General features: G+C 60.8%; 18 protein-coding genes. 6 read left to right on the top strand and 12 right to left on the bottom strand.

What is annotated here, in order from left to right:
- Positions 1 to 10: 10 nt before the first annotated feature.
- The 7 genes from M0808_RS18440 to M0808_RS18410 all read right to left on the bottom strand — a co-directional run bounded on the left by M0808_RS18440 (position 11) and on the right by M0808_RS18410 (position 9,095).
- Entirely contained in the window at positions 11 to 1,033 is a 1,023-nt protein-coding gene (locus M0808_RS18440) for an ABC transporter permease (protein WP_096797383.1), read from the bottom strand.
- Complete coding sequence (yejB, locus tag M0808_RS18435) at positions 1,033 to 2,097, bottom strand: microcin C ABC transporter permease YejB (protein WP_247842085.1); 1,065 nt, start codon at positions 2,095 to 2,097, stop codon at positions 1,033 to 1,035. The genes M0808_RS18440 and yejB overlap by 1 nt, the downstream gene beginning before the upstream one ends.
- 1 nt (position 2,098) lies before the next feature.
- Positions 2,099 to 3,946, bottom strand: coding sequence for an extracellular solute-binding protein (locus M0808_RS18430; RefSeq protein ID WP_247842095.1), 1,848 nt, complete (start codon positions 3,944 to 3,946; stop codon positions 2,099 to 2,101).
- 247 nt (positions 3,947 to 4,193) lie between these two features.
- Entirely contained in the window at positions 4,194 to 6,905 is a 2,712-nt protein-coding gene (locus M0808_RS18425) for a TonB-dependent receptor (RefSeq protein ID WP_247842084.1), read from the bottom strand.
- Between the two features lie 205 nt (positions 6,906 to 7,110).
- On the bottom strand, positions 7,111 to 7,512 hold the full coding sequence (locus tag M0808_RS18420) for a biopolymer transporter ExbD (protein WP_003223575.1): 402 nt from the start codon (positions 7,510 to 7,512) through the stop codon (positions 7,111 to 7,113).
- Complete coding sequence (locus M0808_RS18415; RefSeq protein ID WP_007966644.1) at positions 7,512 to 8,219, bottom strand: MotA/TolQ/ExbB proton channel family protein; 708 nt, start codon at positions 8,217 to 8,219, stop codon at positions 7,512 to 7,514. Before M0808_RS18415 ends, M0808_RS18420 begins: the two co-directional genes overlap by 1 nt.
- A gap of 51 nt (positions 8,220 to 8,270) precedes the next feature.
- Positions 8,271 to 9,095 (bottom strand): energy transducer TonB, encoded by an 825-nt coding sequence (locus M0808_RS18410; RefSeq protein WP_247842083.1) that lies wholly within the window; start codon positions 9,093 to 9,095, stop codon positions 8,271 to 8,273.
- Positions 9,096 to 10,188: 1,093 nt separating this feature from the next.
- Here M0808_RS18410 and M0808_RS18405 point away from each other — a divergent pair.
- On the top strand, positions 10,189 to 10,812 hold the full coding sequence (locus M0808_RS18405) for a glutathione S-transferase N-terminal domain-containing protein (RefSeq protein WP_096797379.1): 624 nt from the start codon (positions 10,189 to 10,191) through the stop codon (positions 10,810 to 10,812).
- Positions 10,813 to 10,946: 134 nt separating this feature from the next.
- Here M0808_RS18405 and M0808_RS18400 read toward each other — a convergent pair whose 3' ends face one another.
- Positions 10,947 to 11,387 carry a CBS domain-containing protein gene (locus M0808_RS18400; protein ID WP_027613875.1) on the bottom strand — a complete coding sequence of 147 codons (441 nt, stop codon included), beginning with the start codon at positions 11,385 to 11,387 and terminating at the stop codon, positions 10,947 to 10,949.
- Between the two features lie 357 nt (positions 11,388 to 11,744).
- Between M0808_RS18400 and M0808_RS18395 the strand changes: the two genes are divergently transcribed.
- The gene (locus tag M0808_RS18395) at positions 11,745 to 14,105 is read left to right on the top strand and encodes a DNA polymerase II (RefSeq protein ID WP_247842082.1); all 2,361 of its coding nucleotides are present in this window, start codon (positions 11,745 to 11,747) and stop codon (positions 14,103 to 14,105) included.
- Here the strand turns inward: M0808_RS18395 and M0808_RS18390 are convergent.
- The 3 genes from M0808_RS18390 to M0808_RS18380 form a co-directional block, all read right to left on the bottom strand.
- The gene (locus M0808_RS18390; RefSeq protein ID WP_223007295.1) at positions 14,070 to 14,540 is read right to left on the bottom strand and encodes a DUF1810 domain-containing protein; all 471 of its coding nucleotides are present in this window, start codon (positions 14,538 to 14,540) and stop codon (positions 14,070 to 14,072) included. The genes M0808_RS18395 and M0808_RS18390 overlap by 36 nt on opposite strands.
- 28 nt (positions 14,541 to 14,568) lie before the next feature.
- On the bottom strand, positions 14,569 to 15,390 hold the full coding sequence (locus tag M0808_RS18385; RefSeq protein WP_139055752.1) for an aldo/keto reductase: 822 nt from the start codon (positions 15,388 to 15,390) through the stop codon (positions 14,569 to 14,571).
- Positions 15,391 to 15,568: 178 nt separating this feature from the next.
- Complete coding sequence (locus tag M0808_RS18380; protein WP_247842081.1) at positions 15,569 to 16,717, bottom strand: aldose epimerase family protein; 1,149 nt, start codon at positions 16,715 to 16,717, stop codon at positions 15,569 to 15,571.
- Positions 16,718 to 16,951: 234 nt separating this feature from the next.
- Here M0808_RS18380 and M0808_RS18375 point away from each other — a divergent pair, with 234 nt between their 5' ends.
- From M0808_RS18375 to M0808_RS18365, 3 genes are all read left to right on the top strand, one after another.
- The gene (locus M0808_RS18375) at positions 16,952 to 17,701 is read left to right on the top strand and encodes a hypothetical protein (RefSeq protein ID WP_247842080.1); all 750 of its coding nucleotides are present in this window, start codon (positions 16,952 to 16,954) and stop codon (positions 17,699 to 17,701) included.
- 256 nt (positions 17,702 to 17,957) lie between these two features.
- Positions 17,958 to 19,172: an MFS transporter gene (locus M0808_RS18370; RefSeq protein WP_247842079.1), complete on the top strand. Its 1,215-nt coding sequence runs from the start codon at positions 17,958 to 17,960 to the stop codon at positions 19,170 to 19,172.
- A gap of 229 nt (positions 19,173 to 19,401) precedes the next feature.
- Positions 19,402 to 20,187, top strand: coding sequence for a sulfite exporter TauE/SafE family protein (locus M0808_RS18365; RefSeq protein WP_064586898.1), 786 nt, complete (start codon positions 19,402 to 19,404; stop codon positions 20,185 to 20,187).
- Between the two features lie 80 nt (positions 20,188 to 20,267).
- Here the strand turns inward: M0808_RS18365 and M0808_RS18360 are convergent, their stop codons facing one another.
- A complete protein-coding gene (locus M0808_RS18360) occupies positions 20,268 to 20,741 on the bottom strand; it encodes a GNAT family N-acetyltransferase (protein ID WP_135295383.1) in 474 nt (157 codons plus the stop codon).
- 209 nt (positions 20,742 to 20,950) lie between these two features.
- Between M0808_RS18360 and M0808_RS18355 the strand changes: the two genes are divergently transcribed.
- Positions 20,951 to 21,523, top strand: coding sequence for a DUF4174 domain-containing protein (locus tag M0808_RS18355; protein WP_247842078.1), 573 nt, complete (start codon positions 20,951 to 20,953; stop codon positions 21,521 to 21,523).
- Positions 21,524 to 21,569 lie beyond the last annotated feature (46 nt).

Genomic DNA, 21,569 nt, shown 5'->3' with positions numbered 1-21,569 from the left:
GCCCCTCGGATCAAGATCGTGGATCAAATGCATCACGGCAAGCCTCGCCGATGAATACCAACAACGACAGAATCAGCGCCAAGGCAAAAAACGCTGTCAGCCCCAGCCACGGCGCTTGCAGATTGCGCTTGGCCTGGCCGATCAATTCGCCCAGCGAAGCAGTGCCCGCCGGCATGCCGAAACCGAGGAAATCCAGCGCGGTGAGGGTGGCGATGGCGCCGGTCAGAATGAACGGCAGGTAGGTCAGGGTGGAGGTCATCGCGTTAGGCAGGATGTGCCGCAGCATCAGTTCGCTGTCGGTCAGGCCCAGCGCCCGCGCGGCTTTGACGTATTCCAGATTACGGCCACGCAGGAACTCGGCGCGCACCACATCCACCAATGCCAGCCAGGAAAAAAGCGCCATGATCCCCAGCAACCACCAGAAACTCGGCGAGACGAACCCGGACAAAATGATCAGCAGATACAGCACCGGCAGCCCCGACCAGATCTCCAGCACCCGTTGCCCAAGCAAATCGACCCAGCCGCCGTAATAACCCTGCAGCGCCCCGGCAACGATGCCGACCAGCGCACTGATGCCGGTGAGGATCAGCGCAAACAGGATTGAAATCCGTGTGCCGAAAATCACCCGTGCCAATACGTCCCGCGCCTGATCGTCGGTGCCCAGCCAATTGCTCGAAGAGGGTGGGCTGGGTGCCGGTTCAGTCAGGTCGTAATTGACCGTGTCGTAGCTGAACGGGATCGGCGGAAACAGCATCCAGCCGCCCTGATCCTCGATCAGCCCGTGCACGTAAGCGCTGGCGTAATCCGGCTGGAACGGCAGTTCGCCGCCGAAATCGGTTTCCAGGTATTCGCTGAGGATCGGGAAGTAGTAGGCGCCGTGGTAGCGGATCACCAACGGTTTGTCGTTGGCAATCAGTTCGCCGCCGAGGCAGATCAGGCACAGGCCAATGAACAGCCACAGCGACCAGCGTCCACGGCGGTTGGCCTTGAACTGCGCGACCCGGCGCTGACCCAGAGGAGAAAGTGTGAACATCAGGCAGTCCTCGCCGAGAAGTCGATGCGCGGGTCGAGCAGGGTGTAGCAGAGATCACCGATCAGCTTGATCAGCAGGCCAAACAGGGTGAACAGAAACAGCGCGCCGAACACCACCGGATAGTCACGCGACACCGCCGCCTCGTAACTCATGCGCCCGAGGCCGTCGAGGTTGAAGATGGTTTCGATCAGCAAGGAACCGGCGAAAAACACCTCGATCAGCGCCGAGGGCACCCCGGCCACCACCAGCAGCATCGCGTTGCGAAACACGTGGCCGTAGAGCACGCGGAGCTCGGTCAAACCCTTGGCCCGCGCGGTGATCACGTATTGGCGGCTGATCTCGTTGAGGAAGCTGTTTTTGGTGAGGATGGTCAGGGTGGCGAAACCGCCGATCACCAGCGCGGTCACCGGCAACACCAGGTGCCAGAGGTAGTCGCCGACCTTGCCCAAGGTGCTGAGGCTGTCGAAGTTATCCGACACCAGCCCCTGCACCGGGAACCAGTTGACGTAGCTGCCGCCGGCGAACACCACGATCAGCAGCATCGCAAACAGAAACGCCGGCATCGCGTAGCCGATGATGATCGCCGTGCTGCTCCAGACATCGAACGCGCTGCCGTTGCTGATCGCTTTGCGGATGCCCAGCGGGATTGAAATCAGGTAGGTGATCAGCGTTGCCCACAGGCCGAGCGACAACGACACCGGCAGTTTCTGCACGATCAGATCGGTGACCTTGGCGCCGCGAAAGAAACTGCTGCCCAGATCCAGCTGGGCGTAGTTTTTCAGCATCAGCCACAGGCGTTCGTGCATCGGTTTGTCGAAACCGTAGTGATGCTTGATTTCCTCGATCAGCGCCGGGTCCAGCCCGCGACTGCTGCGCCCGGCACCACCCGTCGCGGCGACTTCGCCACCACCGCCCATGCCGTGCCCGCCGAAACCTTGCAGGCGGGCAATGGCTTGCTCCACCGGGCCGCCCGGTGCGGCCTGCACAATCACGAAGTTGACCACCAGAATGCACAGCAGCGTGGGGATGATCAGCAGCAAACGTCGACTCAGATAACGCAGCATGTCACTGGCCCCCCGCGAGCTGGGTGTGCATCTGTTGTGTGGTCAGCGGCTTGGCCGAGACCTCCCACCAGGTGTTGAGGCCTTCGTCGTACGCCGGTTGCACCGCCGGCATCCCGAAGCGGTTCTGATACACCGTCGGAGTGCCCTTGGAGTAGTAGTTGGGAATCATGTAGTAACCCCATTGCAGCACCCGGTCGAGGGCGCGGGCGTAATGCACCATGGCGTCGCGGGTGTCGGCCTTGACCAGCCCGTCGATCAGTTGATCGACCGCCGGGTTGGCCAGCACCATCGAGTTCGAACTGCCGACCTGCGTGGCACTTTGCGAGGCGTACAGGCTGTACAGCTCGCGTCCGGGGGAGACGATCGGATCGCCGCTGCGCGGGAAACTGGTGACGATCATGTCGTAGTCCCGGGCGTTGAGCCGATTGACGTATTGCGCCGAGTCGATCCGCCGTAGATTGAGGGTGATGCCGATCTGCGCGAGGGTGCGTTTGAACGGCAGCAGCATGCGATCAAAACCGCCCTGACCGTCGAGGAAGGTGAACTCCAGAGGCTCACCGGCGGCGTTGACCAGTCGGCTGTGTTGCGGCGTCCAGCCGGCCTCGGCGAGCAGCTTGAGGGCTTGCAGCTGCTTGTCGCGGATGTAGCCGCTGCCATCGGTTTTCGGCGCCTGATACACCGTGGTGAACACCTCGTCGGGAATCTGTCCGCGCAGCGGTTCGAGAATCTTCAATTCCTCGGCGTCGGGCAGGGCAGTCGCGGCCATTTCACTCTTCGGCCAGAAGCTATTCTGGCGCACGTAGAAGCCGCGCATCATCTGCTTGTTGGTCCATTCGAAATCCCACAGCAGGCTGATCGCGTGACGCACGCGGCGATCCTGAAAGATCGGGTTTTGCAGGTTGAACACGAAGCCTTGGGCGGCGGTGGGTTTCTGCGGGGCGAGGATCGCCTGCTGCAAGCGACCGTCACGCAGTGCCGGGCTGTCGTAACCCACCACGTAGCCGGACGAGGAAAACTCGCGGTTGTAGTCGAACGCCCCGGCCTGCAACAGCTGGCGCGCGACGTCGGTGTCACCGTAGAAATTCACCGTGAGCGTGTCGAAGTTGTACATCCCGCGACTGACCGGCAGGTCCTTGCCCCACCAGTCCGGGTCGCGCTGGAAACTGATGCTGCGCCCGGCATCGACCTTGCTGACCCGATACGGGCCGCTACCCAGCGGTGGCTCGAAGCCGCCGCCGTTGGCGAAATCGCGAGTCTTCCACCAGTGTTCGGGCACCACGCGCAGCGTCGCCAGGTCCAGCGCCAAGGTGCGGTTGAGGTTGTTCTTGAAAGTGAAACGCACCTGCCGTGGGCCTTCGATCAGCACGTCCTGCACGTCGGCGTATTGCTGGCGATAACTGAGGCTGCCCTTGGTCATCAGCAAGTTGAAGGTGTAGCGCACGTCTTCGGCGGTGATCGGCGTGCCGTCGGCGAAGCGGGCCTCGGGGTTGAGGGTGAAGCGTACCCAAAGGCCTTCGGGATCGCGCTCCATCTGTTGCGCGACCAGACCGTAAACGGTGTAGGGCTCGTCGAGCGAACGGAACGCCAGCGGCGCATACACCCAGTCGTTGACCTGCACCACGGAAATGCCTTGATCGGCATACGGGGTGATGTAGTTGTACTGGCCGATTTCCATCGACGCACGACTGAGCGAACCGCCCTTGGGCGCGTCGGGATCGACGAAATCGAAATGCTGGAAACCCGCCGGATACTTCGGCGCCTCGCCGTATACCGTCAGTGCGTAGCTGCCGGCGGCCATTACTGGCACAGCGGCGCAGAGCAAAGCGCCGCCGAGCAGCAGGCCTGCCATGTTGCGCATGAATCTCATGAAGTTTTTCCTCTAAGCCCGAAAACTCACTGGCAACGCTGAAAACTGTGGGAGTGCCCTGTGGTGAGGGGATTTATCCCCGACCGGCTGCGAAGCAGTCGCAAACCCATTGCATGCGGTGATTCTGGTCATCCGCAGTTCAGGTTTTGGGGGCGCTTCGCACCCCATCGGGGATGAATCCCCTCACCACAAAAGCTCAGTCACACAAAGGATGTGTCCAGCCCTGGGGTCAGAAGTGATACGTCATGCGCGCAAACAGCGTGCGGCCCAGCGGGTCGGTGTAGCGCGGGTCATAGCCGCTCTGGAAGTTGTAGGCCTGGTTGGTGAAAGGCGGGTTGCGGTCGAACATGTTCTTCATCCCCGCATCCACGTCCAGCACCTTGTTGAAGGTGTAGCCGGCCGACAGGTCCCACACCGAATACGACGCCACGCGCGCATGGGTATCGCGGTCGTAGTCGTTGTAGCCGGTGGTGAAGCGGTTGGTCAGCGACGCACGAGCCGCGCCGAAGGTCCAGCTGCCGGTGAGGTTGTGTTTCCAGCGCGCGATCACCCCGTCCCCTTCGAAGTCGCCGACCTTGTCGGTAAACGGACCCTTGATGGTGCTCTGGAAGTCGTAACTGTCGACGTAGGTGCCTTGCAGCCCCAGACCGAACTGGCCGTACGGGGTGTTCGGGAAGCGGTAGTCCAGCGACACATCGACACCGTTGGTTTCGACGATGCCGAGGTTGGCGTTGCCGGTGACGATGTAGTTGAGCGTGCCGTCGGCGTTGCGCACGAAGCGATCCGGGTAGCTGCCGGCCTGATCGAACACGGTGGATTCAGGGAACGGCTGGATCTGGTTGGAAATGTGAATCCACCAGAAATCCAGACCCACCGACAGGTTGCTGACCGGCTGATAGACGAAGCCCAGCGTCACGTTGCGCGCCTTCTCCGGAGCCAGATCTTCATTGCCGCCGATCTGATTGAGGAACTGCTGACCGCAATCGCGCCCGCCGTTGCCGCCCGGTTGCACCACGCCACCGGTACACAGCACCGGGTCGTTGTAGTAGCCCTGGGTGTAGGTGATGCTGCGCGGCGAATACAGCTCGTAGAGCGATGGCGCACGGAAGCCTTCGCTGTACGCACCGCGCACCACCAACTCTTTGAGCGGCTGATAACGGAACGAGTATTTCGGGTTAGTGGTGCTGCCGAAGTCGCTGTATTTGTCGTGACGCACAGCGGCGGACAGTTCGAGGCTGTCGAGCACCGGCACGTTGATTTCGGCGTACGCGGCTTTCACGCTGCGGTCACCCTCGACGCTACCGGCCGGGTCGATGCCGAGGCTCTGGATGTCGCCGGCAAACTGCTCGAAATCCTGATGGAATTTTTCTTTGCGGTACTCGCCGCCCAGCGCCAGACCGGCGGGGCCGGCACCGAACCAGTCGCCGATTTCGCGGCTGATCCGCCCGTCAAATCCGGCGACCCGACCAACAGCCGTGGAGTAGGCGCCGTGGTACATGGCCTGGTCGATGTACTGCTGACCGGCGGCCGATTGCGGACCGAACGGGTTGAGCAGACCACTGGCCAGACCGTTGATCATCGCCTGATCGCTGACATATCCACTGGTGACGCTGGAGACGATTTTGTTCTGGTTGTACGAGGCGCCGACGTTGTAATCCCAGCCGCCGACCAGACCATCGAAGCTCAGCAGAAAGCGCTGACTGGTGTTCTGGTCTTTCGATTCACGCGGGCCGGCAGCAGTCTCGCGCCAGTTGACATCGACCGGTTGCGTCGGGTCGAGGGCGAAACCAGTCGGGCCGGGGGTGATGCCGTTGCCGGGGTAGTAGGGCGACGACGAGTCCAGGCTCAAACCGGTGAGCGGGGCCGGGCCGACAGCGGTGGCGTTGTTGTTGCGCGACCAGAAGTATTCGAGGTTGACGTTGTGGTCATCCGCCAGCTTGCCGGTGGTCTTGCCGAAGAACGACGTCTTTTCGGTTTGCGGAATCAGGTCGATGTATTCGCGGGTGCTGAAGCGGCACAGGCCATCGCGCGCCACCAGGTTCGGCCCGTTGCAATTGCTGTTGGCCAACGGGTTGGTGGCGTTGCCGTTCTGGCTGTAGTTGCCGGGGAATGCGGTGCCGGAGGTCTGATCCAGACCACGGCCGGGCACATAGTCGCGGGCGAAGGAGCGGTCGTTGGCGTCGAGGTTCTGCTGCTTGTTGTAGTTGAACACGCCGAGCACGTTGAAGCGGTCTTGCTCCAGATCGCCGTAGCCCCAACTGGCGCTCATGTCTTTGGTGGCACCGCCGCCGCTGTGGGTCGGGGTTTCGCCACCGAGGGTGAGCTGGCCGTCGGTCATGGATTTCTTGGTGATGAAGTTGATCACGCCGCCGATGGCGTCGGTGCCGTACAGGGCTGATGCGCCGTCGCGCAGCACTTCTACGCGTTCGATGGCGGCAAACGGGATCATGTTCAGATCCACCGCGCCGCCGGCCGAGTTGGTGCCGGACAGGGCGTTGTTCGCCAGGCGTCGACCGTTGAGCAGCACCAGCGTCTTGTTCGCGCCGATGCCGCGCATGTCGGCAAACGAAGCGCCACCGGTGGCGGCGCCGACCGAGCCGGCGCTGTTGTTGATCGACTGGCTGCCGGTGATCCGCTGCACCAGTTCGGCGGTGGTGGTCACGCCCTGTTTGCGCAACTCATCGGCCTTGAGAATGGTGATCGGCACCGCCGTTTCCGCATCGACCCGGCGAATCGCCGAACCGGTCACTTCCACCCGTTGCAGTTGCGTGGTCGGCGCCACCACCGCTGCCGCAGCGGGCACGGCGGCGTTGTCATCCTCGGCGGCTTGCACAGTCCCGGCGCCCATCCCCATGGCCACCAGATACAACGGGACAAAACGGTGACGAGAGATCGTTGCCACCAAAGGTTTGAGCGTGAAGCGTGGAGTGTTCATCAGCATGGTTGTTTCCGACTTGTCAGACGTTATCGAAATGGCCTTGTGAGCCCCTCATTGCTCCGCTTTCGGTGATACCGCGTGCGGAAAACCACTTTCTTCAAGCAAGCCGATCCCCTCCGAACACGCGTTGCGTTTTTTCGGTCGGCTGATTGCGACGGGATTCTTCAGCGGTGCCGGGCGCGCTTCTCACGCGCGCCCGGCACCGCACTCAGTGGGTGGTCATCACCGAAATCTTGCTGATGCCCGAACGTTCGATGGATGCCATGGCCTTGGCCACCTGGCCATAATTGACGTTGGCGTCGGCCTGCAACTGCACGCGTACTTCGGCGTCCTTGGCCTTGACCTCCTTGAGGCTGGCTTCCAAAGACTCCGGCGCCAGTTCGGTTTTTGCCAGGTAGAACTTGCCGTCCTGATCGACGCTGACCACCACCGGGTCTTTCTTTTCGGCGGGGGCGACGGCGTCGGTTTTCGGCAGGTTGACCTTGATCGCGTTGGTCATCAGCGGCGCGGTGACGATGAACACCACCAGCAGCACGAGCATTACGTCCACCAGCGGCGTGACGTTCATTTCGCTGAGCACTTCATCGCTGTCTTGGGTAGAAAAGGACATCAGCTGGCCTCCCGCACGGCGGCTGTGGTTTTGCTGGCGATGGCCTGGCGGCTGATGGAGAACGCGCTGCGTGAGGCGAGGGCGTCGAAGTCGTGGGCGAAGTCATCCATGTCTGCCGAAGCGAGTTTCAGGCGGCGCAGGAAGAAGTTGTAAATCAGCACTGCCGGAACTGCGACGGCGATCCCCACGCCAGTGGCGATCAGTGCATGACCGATGGGGCCGGCGACCGCTTCAAGGCTGGCCGAACCGGTTTCGCCGATGCTTTGCAGGGCTTCCATGATCCCCCACACGGTACCGAACAGACCAATGAACGGCGCGGTGCTACCGATACTGGCGAGGATCGCCTGACCGTTTTCCAGCGAGCGGCGTTCTTTCTGGATCTGCTGGCGCAGGTTGCGCTCCAGGCGATCGGAACGGTTGATGGTGTGCGCCAGTTGTTGCGTGGTGCGCGGCGATTCTTCCACCAGCAAAGCTTCGAAGCCGCTGCTGGCGATGCGCGCCAGCGAGCCCGGGTACTGACTGGCGTGTTCGGCCGCGGTGAGCAGATCCGGTGCGCCCCAGAAGGCTTTGCTGAACTGTTTGTTCTGGGCTTTCTGGCGCAGGTATTGCGCCGACTTGACCAGCAGGATCGCCCAGCTGACCACGGAAAACAGCACCAGGCCCCAGAGCACACCGGGGACAATCATCGAAGACAGTGAATTGTTCATCGCTAAACCTCGCTTGCATTAAGTCGGTTGTGAGTTCGTCGGGTTGTGCCGTTATTGCGGCAATTTGAAATCGATGGTCTGGGTGGCGAAGCCGTCAATCGGCGTGTCACCGCGTTTGGCCGGAATGAACTTCCAGTTCTTTACCGCCGCGACGGCGGCGTCATCCAGTTGCGGCTTGCCGCTGGACTTGGTCACTGTCACCGAGCCGGCGCGACCGTTGGCCAGCACCTGAATGCGCAGCACCACGCTGCCTTCCCAATTGCGCCGCAGCGCCAGCGACGGGTATTCCGGCGGCGGGTTGCCAAGGCTGGCGAGACCGGAAATCGCTGCCGATTCCTTGACCGGGGCAGGCGCTGCGGCCGGGGCCGGTGGCGCGCTCGGTGTCGCCGGCGCAGCGGGAGCGGCCGGTGGTGCCGGGGCGGGCGGAGCTTTCGGCGGCTCGACTTTCTTCACCGGTTTGGGCTTCTCGACCGGTTTCGGTTTTTCGATCGGCTTGGGTTTTTCCACCGGTTTTGGCGGTGGCTTGACCGCGTCTTCGTCTTCCAACGGTTGTTCCGGTTCCGGAGGTGGAGGGGGCGGCGGAGGCGGTGGCGGTTCCGGTGTGGGCGGTGCCGGCGGCGTCGGGCTGGTCAACTCGACGGTCATTTCCGGAATCTGCGGCGGAGTCGGCAGTGGCTCGGGCCGGGTCTGCTGGAAAAACCACCAGGCGCCGCCGTGTATCAGCGCCGATACCGCCACCAGCAACAGCATTTGCTGTTTGTTCAACCCGCCGGGTTGCGAGGTATTGGCCGTGAAGGCTGGCCTGTCCGGTGACGGCGGGATTGGCGCTTCCCGTAACGACCCCGGCAGGGTTCTGTGCTTTACCGCATCGTTCATTAAAGCTCCCTCGGGTTGATGAAGGGCAATAAGGTGCCGTCCGAACATTGGGGTGATGTTCGAGTGGGTGGGTGTAACTTTCTTCAAGGTGTACGCAGGCCGATAGTTGAACTATCTATAGAACAGGGCTTGCTTACAGTTACTGGCTTAGAGCCATCGACTTCGAGTGTTCATTGGCCATTCCCTGGTTGTTCTTCTATCGCTTGAGATCAGTGTTGGTGTCTCATGCTTGTGCTTTTTGCATGTAGCAACCGCTGTGCCAGATGTTGCCGAAATGTATAGGTCTTATTTCATCAGTGTTACCCATGTCGCATTTATATAAGTTTTGCCTTGGTCGTGTATTTCTCCGGCCAACAGTTTCCCGAAACTCCATTGAGTGGAGTTTTTTCAGAGGCGAGTCAGGCTCTACGCGGTATCACGCTGATCGGCGGGATAGAGCGGCGGCTTGGCTAACGGCCCGGGCACTTGCTGGTGCGCGGCGGACTGATTTGGTGCGGGTCTGTGTTTTAGCGGGTCACGACGTATGTTCCTTGTTCTTGTTTAAATGAAATCAATGTTTCCAGTGCTGAATAATCCAACTCACTGGAGCCGTTTTGGTGCACTTGCAAAGTCGCTGAAAGTTATTGTCCGACAATCCCGCCTGCGTTCATTTAATACGGCGCTGGTGCGGGAATTTTTGCAGTTGTATTTAAAAAATAAATAACACGCCGTTGTCAGCGAAGCGTCATCGCCAATCACGGTGTGTGGTCATGGAGTCAGGTAATAAAGTAGAGGCACTGGCCGCCGGGACTGTTCGAATGAACTCGGCGTTGTTGATAAACAAGCAAGCAGAGGCTGATGCGGCAGAGCGTTTGAAGATTCACGCGGTGAACTCCTTGTTGCCAGCTCGGATACGCGAACTTTTGGTTCGGTATCGCACCTTACAAGAACGCGGATAGCGTTCGATGATTGCTCTTGGTGCGGGATGGGCACCGCCAGCGCTGTTTTGCGAGGTTTGGATTCGCAAGTCGCGATTGCATGGGAAAAACGTGCCAAAGCGGATACACCCGCTATAAATAGGGCTACACAGATCTGTCGAGATCGAGGAGGGGGCATGTATCAACTGTACGGACATCGCAATTCAGGTGCCGCAGCCATCGAGGCAGCGCTGGAGTTATGCCAGATCGCCTATCGCTTTATCGATATCGAAGCTTCAAGCGAAGCCGCCGAGGCACTGGCGCGCCTCAATCCACTGAAGCAGGTGCCGACCCTGCAATTGCCCGATGGCAGTGCGATCACCGAGAGTGTGGCGATTCTGATTCATCTGGGCCTGAGTTTTCCCGAGTCCGGTCTGTTGCCGGCCAAGGCGGCTGATCGCGATCAGGCGATTCGCGGCATGGTTTACATCGCCAGCAATTGCTACGCGGCCATCGGCGTCATCGATTACCCCGAGCGCTGGCTGGTGATGCCGGACGAAGCTTCACGGCAGAACCTGATGGCCGGTGCACGTGAGCGCCTGCACTGGAGCTGGGAAGTGTTTGCCGATCAGTTTTCCGCCGAGTTGTACCTGGACGACGAAACACCCGGCGCGCTGGACGTGCTGGCAGCCGTGGTGACGCGCTGGGCGGGGAGCCGCGAGCATCTGCGCCAGACCCGTCCAGGTTTTTATGCGTGGCTGCAACGCATCGACCGGCACCCGGTGCTGGCACCGGTCTTCGCCCGGCATTGGCCGTCCTGAACACCCGGTAAACCAATGTGGGAGCGGGCTTGCTCGCGAATGCGGTGTGTCAGTCGAAATATCTCTGATTGACACACCGCATTCGCGAGCAAGCCCGCTCCCACAGGGGTTTTTAGTGCCTGGACGAGAGGAGATCACTCCCCGCGAATGTACTGCTCCAACTGCTTGATCAGCTCCGCCTGTTCGGCAATCGCCTCTTTCACCAGGTCGCCGATCGACAGCAGGCCGATCAACTTGCCGTTCTCCACCACCGGCAAATGGCGCAGGCGTTTGTCGGACATGATGCCCAGGCAGGTGTCGACGGTCTGGTGGGTGTCCACGGTGATGACGTCCTTGACCATGATGTCGCGCACGGGTGTGCCCACCGACGAGCGCCCGTGCAGTACCAGTTTGCGCGCGTAATCACGCTCACTGATGATGCCGACCACTTTGTCATCTTCCATCACCACCAAGGCCCCGACGTTTTTCTCGGCCATTTTCATCAGCGCTTCGAGCACCATGTGACCGGGATCGATATGGTGCACTTCCTGATTTTTCTGATCTTTGAGCTTGAGCAGTTGGGCGACGGTCTTCATGGCGGTTACTCAGGTGTTGTCGTTGTTACTCAAGCATCGTAGACCCTTGTGCGCAGGGCAAGGTGGCAAAGCGGCAGATAGCACGCAAAAAACGTCATTTGCCGAAAATACCTACCCCTGAGCCTGTGCAAAGGGAAACCTTGTGGTGAGGGGATTTATCCCCGATGGGCTGCGAAGTAGCCCCAAACTCATGAAGCCGGATTTTTCTGACATATATCACTGGATGGCTTTGGGCCTGCTACGCAGGCCATCGGGGCGGTGCGACGTTTCGCTAAATCCCCTCACCACAGGGAATGGGGTTATCCCTTGAAGGGCAGCGTAGAATGCCCCTCTGATTCAATTCCTGAGGTTGCAGTGGTGGATTTACAGCAGGGCTTCGTCCTGACCCGGCATTGGCGCGATACCCCGGCCGGCACCGAAGTCGAATTCTGGCTGGCGACCGACGCCGGGCCGCGCCGTGTGCGCCTGGCGCCGCAAACGTCAGTGGCGTTTATCCCCGCCGAACAGCGTGAAGCAGCCGAACGCCTGCTGCACGACGAAAAGAACGTCGAACTGCGCCCGCTGGCCCTGCAGGATTTCGAACATCGCCCGGTGCTCGGACTGTATTGCCAGCAACACGGCCAGTTGATGCGCCTGGAAACCGCGCTGTCCCGCGCCGGTGTCGATGTCTTCGAAGCCGACGTGCGTCCGCCCGAGCGCTACCTGATGGAGCGCTTCATCACTGCACCGGTGTTGTTCGGCGGTAGCGCCGACGCTGACGGCGTATTGCTCAACGCTCAACTCAAACCTGATCCGAAATACCGACCGCAACTACGGCTGGTCTCGCTGGATATCGAAACCACCGAAACCGGCGAGCTGTATTCCATCGCCCTCGAAGGTTGCGGCCAGCGTCAGGTGTACATGCTCGGCGCGCCCAACGGTGACGCGAGCATCATCGACTTCGATCTGGAATATTGCGACTCGCGCACCGTGATCCTGAAGAAGCTCAACGACTGGTTCGCCCTCCACGACCCCGACGCGATCATCGGCTGGAACGTCGTGCAGTTCGACCTGCGCATCCTCCACGAACACGCGCGGCGCCTCGGTGTGCCGCTGAAAATCGGCCGTGGCGGTGAAGAGATGCAGTGGCGCGAACACGGCAGCCGCACGCACTACTTTGCCTCGGCAGCGGGGCGCTTGATCATCGACGGCATCGAATCGCTGCGTTCAGCGACCTGGAGTTTTCCCTCGTTCAGCCTGGAGAACGTCGCCCAGACCCTGCTCGGCGAGGGCAAGGCGATCGACAACCCGTACCAGCGCATGGATGAAATCAACCGCATGTTCGCCGAGGACAAACCGGCGCTGGCCAAGTACAACCTCAAGGACTGTGAGCTGGTGACGCGGATCTTCGCCAAGACCGAACTGCTGACGTTTCTCCTCGAACGCGCCAGCGTTACCGGCCTGCCGGCAGATCGCAGCGGCGGCTCGGTGGCGGCGTTCACCCATTTGTACATGCCGCTGATGCACCGTCAGGGTTTCGTTGCGCCAAACCTGGGCACCAATCCGCCACAGGCCAGCCCCGGCGGCTTCGTCATGGATTCGCAGCCGGGGCTGTACGAGTCGGTGCTGGTGCTCGATTACAAGAGCCTGTACCCGTCGATCATCCGCACCTTTCTGATCGACCCGGTAGGCCTGATCGAAGGCTTGCAACACCCGGACGACGCCGATTCGGTGCCGGGGTTTCGCGGTGCACGTTTCTCGCGCACCCGGCATTGCCTGCCGTCGATTGTCGCGCGGGTCGCCGAGGGCCGCGAGACCGCCAAGCGCGAGCACAACGCACCGTTGTCGCAAGCGCTGAAGATCATCATGAACGCCTTCTACGGCGTGCTCGGCTCCAGCGGCTGCCGGTTTTTCGATACGCGTCTGGCGTCGTCGATCACTCTGCGCGGCCACGAGATCATGTTGCGCACCCGCCAGCTCATCGAAGCGCAGGGCCACGCGGTGATCTATGGCGACACCGACTCGACTTTCGTCTGGCTGCGTCGCGCGCACGGTCAGGAGGAAGCGGCGCAGATCGGTCAGGCGCTGGTCAAGCACGTCAACGACTGGTGGCGCGAGCACGTGCGTGAGGAGTACGGCCTGCAAAGCGCCCTCGAATTGCAGTACGAAACCCACTACAAACGCTTTCTGATGCCGACCATTCGCGGCGCCGAGGAGGGCAGCAAAAAGCGCTACGCCGGACTGGTGAGTCGCGCCGACGGCAGTGAAGAAATGGTCTACAAGGGCCTGGAAACCGTGCGCACCGACTGGTCACTGCTGGCCCGGCAGTTCCAGCAGGAACTCTACGAGCGGATCTTCCAGCGCAAGCCGTATCAGGATTACGTGCGCAATTACGTGCGCAAGACCCTGGCCGGCGAATTCGATGAACGACTGATCTACCGCAAACGCCTGCGCCGCACCCTCGATGACTACGAACGCAACGTGCCGCCGCATGTGCGTGCGGCGCGGCTGGCCGACGATTACAACGCGCAGCACGGGCGCCCGCGGCAATACCAGAACGGCGGCTGGATCAGTTACGTGATCACCCTGGCCGGGCCGGAACCGCTGGAAGTGCGTCGCGCCGCGATCGACTACGACCACTACATCACCCGCCAGTTGCAACCGGTGGCGGACGCGATTCTGCCGTTCGTCGACGACGATTTCTCAACCTTGATCGGGGGGCAACTGGGCCTGTTTTGAGTCCAGCAGTTGCAGGGTCCATTCGTCGAGGATGCCGTGGAAGTAACGCTCCAGCGCCTGAGCGAACGGACAGTCGTCGGCGCTGAGCTGCGCAAACAGGGTCATTGAGGAGTGGAATTTCAGGTCGTCGGGGTGGCCGAAAATCTCGGCAATCGAACGCTGACGGATGTTCAGCACCAACTGCGTGCAGGTGCGCAGTCGAGCGCCGAGCAGGTCATGGTTCAGGTAAGCCTCGGCTTCCTCGGCAGACTGAATGGCGAAGCGCCGGGACATTTCGCTGCCGCCCAGCCCGGCGAACTGCGGGAACACAAACCACATCCAGTGACTGCGTTTGCGCCCCTCGCCGAGTTCACGCTGGACCCGTTCGAACACCGGGTCCTGCGCCTGGACGAAACGCTGCAGATTGAACGGGTCGTACTGATCAGTGCTTCTCATGACGAAGCCCTCGCCAGCGCCCAGCGACTCAGACCATCGCCAGCCGCTGCTTGCGTTGTGGCGCTTTGAATACCTGGTCCAGCGCCGCCAGATCCCCGGCATCCAGTTGCAACTGCGCCGCTTGTGCATTGAGTTGCACATGTTCCGGTCGAACAGCCTTGGGAATCGCAATCACACCATCCTGACGCAGAATCCACGCCAGCGAAACCTGTGCCGGGGTCACGTTGTGACGAGCGGCAATCTTGTTCAGTACCGGTTCGGCCAGCATCGCGCCGCCCTGGCCGATCGGGCAGTACGCCATCAACGGCATGCGCTGTTGCTGGCACCAGGGCAGCAAGTCGAATTCGACGCCGCGCTCTTCCAGGTTGTACAGCACCTGATTGGTGGCGCAGGCAGGATTGGCCAGCTCTTCGAGATCATCGACGTCGAAATTCGACACGCCCCAACGGCCGATCTTGCCGTCCTCGCGCAGGCGTTCGAAGGCTTCGACGGTTTCTTCCAGCGGATACTGGCCGCGCCAATGCAGCAGATAGAGGTCGATGTAGTCGGTGTCGAGCCGGCGCAGACTGCGCTCGCAGGCTTGCGGGATGCCTTTGCGGCTGGCGTTGTGCGGGTAGACCTTGCTCACCAGAAATACCTGATCACGCAGACCGGCAATGGCTTCGCCGACCACGCTTTCGGCACCGCCCTCGGCGTACATTTCCGCCGTGTCGATCAGAGTCATGCCGAGTTCGATGCCTTGGCGCAACGCAGACACTTCACGCGGGTGCGCCGAGCGATCCTCGCCCATGCGCCAGGTGCCCTGGCCAATCACTGGAACCTGCACGCCTGCCAGTTCAAGGGTACGCATTCAAACCTCCTGTGCTGATGGTCGATACCTTAGTGGGCAGCAGGATAGCGCAGGGGTTCCAATGGAGGTCGATGAACCTGTGGCGAGGGGATTTATCCCCGATGGGCGCGCAGCGCCCCCAAGAAGCAGGGTTGCTGCGCACCCATCGGGGATAAATCCCCTCACCACAAGGCAAGTGTTATTTCGCGGAGAACTTCAACACCACGTTATGGCTGTAAGTCTGCCCCGGATCAAGACGCGTGCTCGGGAAGTCCGGCTGATTCGGCGCATCCGGATAGTGCTGGGTTTCCAGGGTAAACGCGCCCCAGTGCGGATAGACCTTGCCGCCCTTGCCCTTGACCGTGCCGTCGAGGAAGTTACTGGTATAGAACTGCACACCAGGCTCGCTGGTGAACAACTGCAAATGCCGCCCTGACTGCGGATCGCTGACCTCGGCGGCGACTTTGTTCACATCACCTTTGGTATCCAGCACCCAGTTGAAATCGAAGCCGCCCTGTTTCGGTTCGGCGAATTTCAACTGCGGGTGATCAGCCTTGATGTGCGTGCCAATGGCGGTGGGCTTGGTGAAGTCCATCGGCGTGCCGGCCACTGGCGCCAGTTCGCCGGTCGGGATCAGTTTGCCGGTGACTGGGGTGTAATGGCTGGCGTGCAAGGTGGCAACCTGCTTGAGAATGTCGCCATTGCCGGCACCGGCGAGGTTGAAGTAGCTGTGGTTGGTCAGGTTGAGCACCGTCGGTTTATCGGTGCTGGCCTTATAGTCGATGCGCAACTCGTTGCTGTCGGTCAGGCGGTAGGTCACCTGCGTTGTGAGATTGCCGGGGAAGCCCATTTCACCGTCCGCCGACAGATAGGTCAGGGTCACACCGACCGAATCCTTGTCCTTGGTCTCCTGCGCTTTCCAGACCTTCTTGTCGAAACCCTGAGTACCGCCATGCAAGGCGTTGGACTTGTCGTTCTGCGGCACCTGATAGCGCTTGCCGTCGAGTTCGAACGCGCCGTCCGCGAGGCGATTGCCGAAACGGCCGATGGTCGCACCGAAATACGCCGTGCCTTTCTGGTAGCCCTGGACATCGTCGAAACCCAGCACCACGTCAGCGGCTTTGCCGTGTTTGTCCGGCACCAGCAGCGATTGCAGGGTGGCGCCGTAGGTGATGACGGTCGCCTGCATGCCGTGGCTGTTGCGCAGGATGTATTGCTCGACGGGCGTGCCGTCATTGGTTTTGCCAAAGGCTTTGTGTTCGGCGCTGAGGCCGGCCGCGTTGGCGGAGAGGGTGGCGATCATCAGGGACAGTCCGAGGCCGGAGAGCAGGTGACGTGATTGAAGCATGGTTGACCTTCCTTTTTGTTGTTGTTTTCAAAACAGGGTAATAGTCATGCTAATTGTGGGTTGAGTCAGAATTTATAGCCGGTTAAAGGTTTAGTGCAAATATAAAGTCATACTAAATAGTTGCCGAAGGTCGGGAAATCGTGCCAGCGCTGCACTTTTCCGGATTCGGCGGCTCTATCCATGGCCAGGATGCGGCGACGCCCGCCGCACAGGAATGTGCCCGTTCGAGAATTCATGCCGAGAGTTTTTCACCCGATCGCCCGATTTTTTCGCCGCCCGTGCCTGTTGCTGGCCTGTCTGTCATCGCTGTTTGTCAGCGGTTGCACGCACCAGACCGGCAACGGTTTCATCGCTCAGATGCGTGACGGTCAACCGCAGGAATTCCTGCAGACCAGCGTCGATCGCATGGCCACGTTGGCGATGCGCGACAACCTCAACAGCCTTTATCGCCTGATGGGCAAGCTGTATTTGCGCAACCCGGAAGAGCTGCGCAAATCGGGATTCCTCGACATCAACACGGCGGTGAAACAGGTGCGCCTTGCCGTCGAGCAGCAGCAACCGTTACCGGTGTTGGGCGGACGCAAAGATCTGGCGGCGCTCAGCTACGCGATGAGTCCGGAGTTTCTCGGGGATCGGGTCGGCGCCTTCATCTATGCCATCGGCAGCATGCTGGTCACCGCCCACGGCAATCGCATCGAGTTCTACATGACCGATGCAATCAACCCGACCTTCGTCCACAACGCCGCGCGCAATATCGAGAAAGCCACGTGGATTCTGGCCCAGCGGCAGAATAAGGAGGGACAGTCGCTGCTGTTCTCCAACGAAATCTCGGAGGAGGGCAGCAACCTGAGTTTCGCCACCGAGTTCGGCAAGATCGTCGCGCGGCTCGACCTGCTGGCGCAGATGCTTGATGAGCGCTACCGGCGCATTGGGTTGAATTACGCGCAGAGTCTGTTGTTCCTGAATTTCCTTCCGGTGCAGTAAGTGCGGAGATCCAATGTGGGAGCGAGCCTGCTCGCGAAAGCGATCTGCCAGGCGCTGAATCTCTGATAGATCCACCGCATTCGCGAGCAGGCTCGCTTGTATGTTTAGACTTGAAGGGGTGGGCGGGACTACAGACTCGATTCTGACTCTGACCAGTACAGACCGTGGGAGACTTCTCCCACATTGATCAAATTGCGCGTGGGATTTTTGTATACAATCCATCGCTACTATTGATCCAAAGGGAGCTGCATCTGTCATGACCGACTCCGCAAGCACCGACTTCAACCGTATCGACCGCGCTACCCGCACAGAAAAACTGCCCTATGCCGCGTTACTGGCGTTCGCCATGACCGGCTTCATCGCCATCCTCACCGAGACCCTGCCGGCCGGGCTGCTGCCGCAGATCGGCGCCGGGCTTGGGGTCAGCGAAGTGCTCGCCGGGCAACTGGTGACGCTGTATGCACTGGGCTCTATTGTTGCGGCGATTCCGCTGACCGTCGCCACCCGGGGCTGGCCACGGCGGCGGGTACTGCTGATGACGGTCGGTGGCTTCCTGGTGTTCAACACCGTGACTACGTTCTCCAGCCATTACGGCTTGACCTTGGCGTCGCGGTTCTTGGCCGGGATGGCGGCAGGGCTGTCGTGGGGCATCATGGCCGGCTACGCCCGTGGCATCGTGCCGGTGCACCAGCAGGGGCGGGCACTGGCAATCGCCATGCTCGGCACCCCGGTGGCGCTGTCGCTGGGCACCCCGGCGGGAACCTGGCTGGGCAACCTGATCGGCTGGCGCGCTTCGTTCGGGATCATGTCGGCGCTGGCGTTGGTGCTGGCGGCGTGGATTGTGCTGGCGGTGCCGGATCGTCCGGGTCAGGCCAGCGCCGAACGCCTGCCGTTGCTGCAATCGCTGCGCCTGCCGGGCGTACGGCCGGTGCTGTTCGTGGTGCTGACCTGGATGCTTGGGCACAACATTCTCTACACCTACATCGCGCCATTCCTGATGCAGGCCGGGCTGGCCGAGCGCGTCGATCTGGTGCTGCTGGTGTTCGGCCTGTGTTCGCTGATCGGGATCTGGATCATCGGCCTGCTGGTGGATCGCTGGTTGCGCTGGCTGACGCTGATCAGCCTCGCGGTGTTTGCTGTGACCGCACTGGTGCTGGCGCTGATATCCCCGTCACCGTGGCTGATCTACACCTGCATGGCCGTGTGGGGCCTGTCATTTGGTGGTTCGGCGACGTTGCTGCTGACGGCGGCGGCGGATTCGGCCGGCGAGCATGTGGACGTGGTGCAAGCGATGCTCACCACCTCCTGGAATGTGGCGATTGCTGGCGGCGGCCTGTTTGGCGGGTTGTTGTTGGATCGGGCGGGGGCGATGTCGTTTCCGTGGGCGCTGTTGATCCTGTCGCTGATTGCGCTTGCGACGGTGTGGATCAACCGGCATCACAGTTTCAAACCGGGCCGGCGCGTGCATTGATCTACCTGGCACCATAGAACCCCTGTGGGAGCGGGCTTGCTCGCGAAAAGGGCGTGTCAGTCGATATCTACGTGAATGACACACCGCCTTCGCGAGCAAGCCCGCTCCCACTCAGATAAAGGCGGTGTGGCTGGAAGGCATAACGATAGACCGCATCGATATATGTGGTTATATGAAAAATCGCTATGCTGCGGGCCAGATTTTTCCTGTCGTTTTTCTGGACGTCTTAATGGAATTGGCAAATTTCGGCCTGGTGATTGCCGGGCTGGTGGTGGGTTTTATTGTCGGCATGACCGGTGTCGGCGGCGGTTCGTTGATGACGCCGATCCTGCTGTGGTTCGGCATCAACCCGGCAACAGCGGTGGGCACCGACCTGTTGTACGCGGCCATTACCAAATCCAGTGGCGTGCTGGTGCACAAAAAGAACAACAACATCGACTGGGCCATCACCGGCTGGCTGACCCTCGGCAGCGTGCCGGCAGTCGCCATGACCCTGTGGTTTCTCAGTACGCTGCACACCGCGCCCGAGGCGATGAACGCGATCATCAAACAGGCCTTGGGCTTCGTGCTGTTCGCCACGGCGCTGGCGATTCTGTTCAAGAAGCGCCTGCTCGAATTCGCCCACAAACGCGCGGGCGGCAACTACAACCCGAGCGGCGCGCGCCTGAATGTGATGACAGTGATCACCGGGCTGATCCTCGGCACCATGGTCGCCCTGACCTCGATCGGCGCCGGCGCCCTCGGCACGGTCGCGTTGTTCATCCTCTATCCGCTGCTGCCCACCCGGCGCCTGGTCGGCACCGAAATCGCCCACGCCGTGCCGCTGACCCTTGTTGCAGGTCTGGGCCACGCGAGCATGGGTAACATGGACTGGGGCGTGCTGGGCTTTCTGCTGATGGGTTCGCTGCCGGGCATCTGGCTGGGCAGCCACCTGACCGGGCGCATTTCCGATGAGTTGCTGCGCCCGTGCCTGGCGACCATGCTGCTGTTGATCGGCTATAAGCTGGCGTTCTGATGTAGGAGCTGCCGCAGGCTGCGATCTTTTGATCTTCGTTTTTACGATCAGGATCAAAAGATCGCAGCCTGCGGCAGCTCCTACGCTGCGGTATGAAGGATGTTGAATTTCATGACGGTCACCGGCAAATCCTCGTAGACCAGATCCTCGACCACCTCCCAACCCAACCCCGCATACAGCGATTGCGCAGCGTCGGTGTACAGATACAACTCAGTCACTCCCAGCGTCGCCGCCTCGGCGACGATCCTGTTGACCAGTTGCGAAGCAATTCCGCGTCCGCGTTCTTCGGCTTTCACGTAGACGCCCGCCAGCCACGGCGTCAGTTGCGGGCGGATCTTCATGTCGCTGTCGATCAGCAGCGCGCCACCGAGCAATCTGTCGTCTTCAATGGCCACCACCACGCTGGGAACCGCACCCTTGCCGCAGGCCGCGCGCATCCGCTCGGTGCGGGCTTCAAGGGTATCGCCGTCACGGAATTCGCCCCATTCCTTGAAATTGAGTTCGGCGAGTTCCTCAATCAAATGCGGGTGATCGCACAGGTAGTCGATGTGCATGGGTTGAACTCCATTTCGTGGGCAGAATGACCACCCTAATGCGCTCACAAAAGGTAATCAAATCCGCGTCACGATTACGCCGATGCAGTTGCGCAATGACGCGGCTGACCTAAGCTTCTGACAAGGCGAAACATATTTGCCGGGCACGACCCCGGAACAATCGCCGCGATGCGCAATCATTAGAGCGTGGATATCAAAAGGAGATGCGCATGCTCATCAGGTCACTGACCCTGACACTCTTGCTGGCGATTGCCGGCCCCTTGTTCGCCGCTGACAATGACTCGCCCATAGCCGGGGATATGGGACGGGCCCGACCGTTGATCGTAATTGCACAAAGTACCGTCGACCCGGTGTGGGTGGGACTGAAAAAGTCGCTGGAAGATCCGGCGAACAAGAAGGGCGTCGCCGACCGCAACATCAAGGTCTACACCATCCTCAATATGGCCGGACAACTCGATGGCAAGGATCTCGGCCAGCAAGACACCATGGCTTTGCTGCGGTCGCTGAAACTCGGTGCCGGCGCGTATCCTAAAGTGTTCCTGCTGGGCAAGGACGGCGAGACCAAACTGTCGGCCTCGGGCGATGAAGCGAAATCGGTGGACCTGAAGAAAATCTTCGACACGGTTGACGCGCTGCCGGCCAGCGAAAAGGAAATCAGCGCACCGACAGTCGCTGAAACCAAGGCCACCGCCGCCGAACCGGCAGCCAAGAAAGGCGAGAAGGGCGCCAAGCCAGCCAAACCGGCGAAACCGAGCAAGCCACCGGAAATGCCGGATGATTGATTGAGGCAGGCTCTGAATAAAAAATGGCGGACGCTTTAAACGTTCG

Origin of the sequence: Pseudomonas sp. MWU12-3103b, assembly GCF_023100615.1 — a bacterium.
GTDB lineage: Bacteria > Pseudomonadota > Gammaproteobacteria > Pseudomonadales > Pseudomonadaceae > Aquipseudomonas > Aquipseudomonas putida_A.
This window is presented reverse-complemented; position numbering and strand designations above follow the sequence as displayed.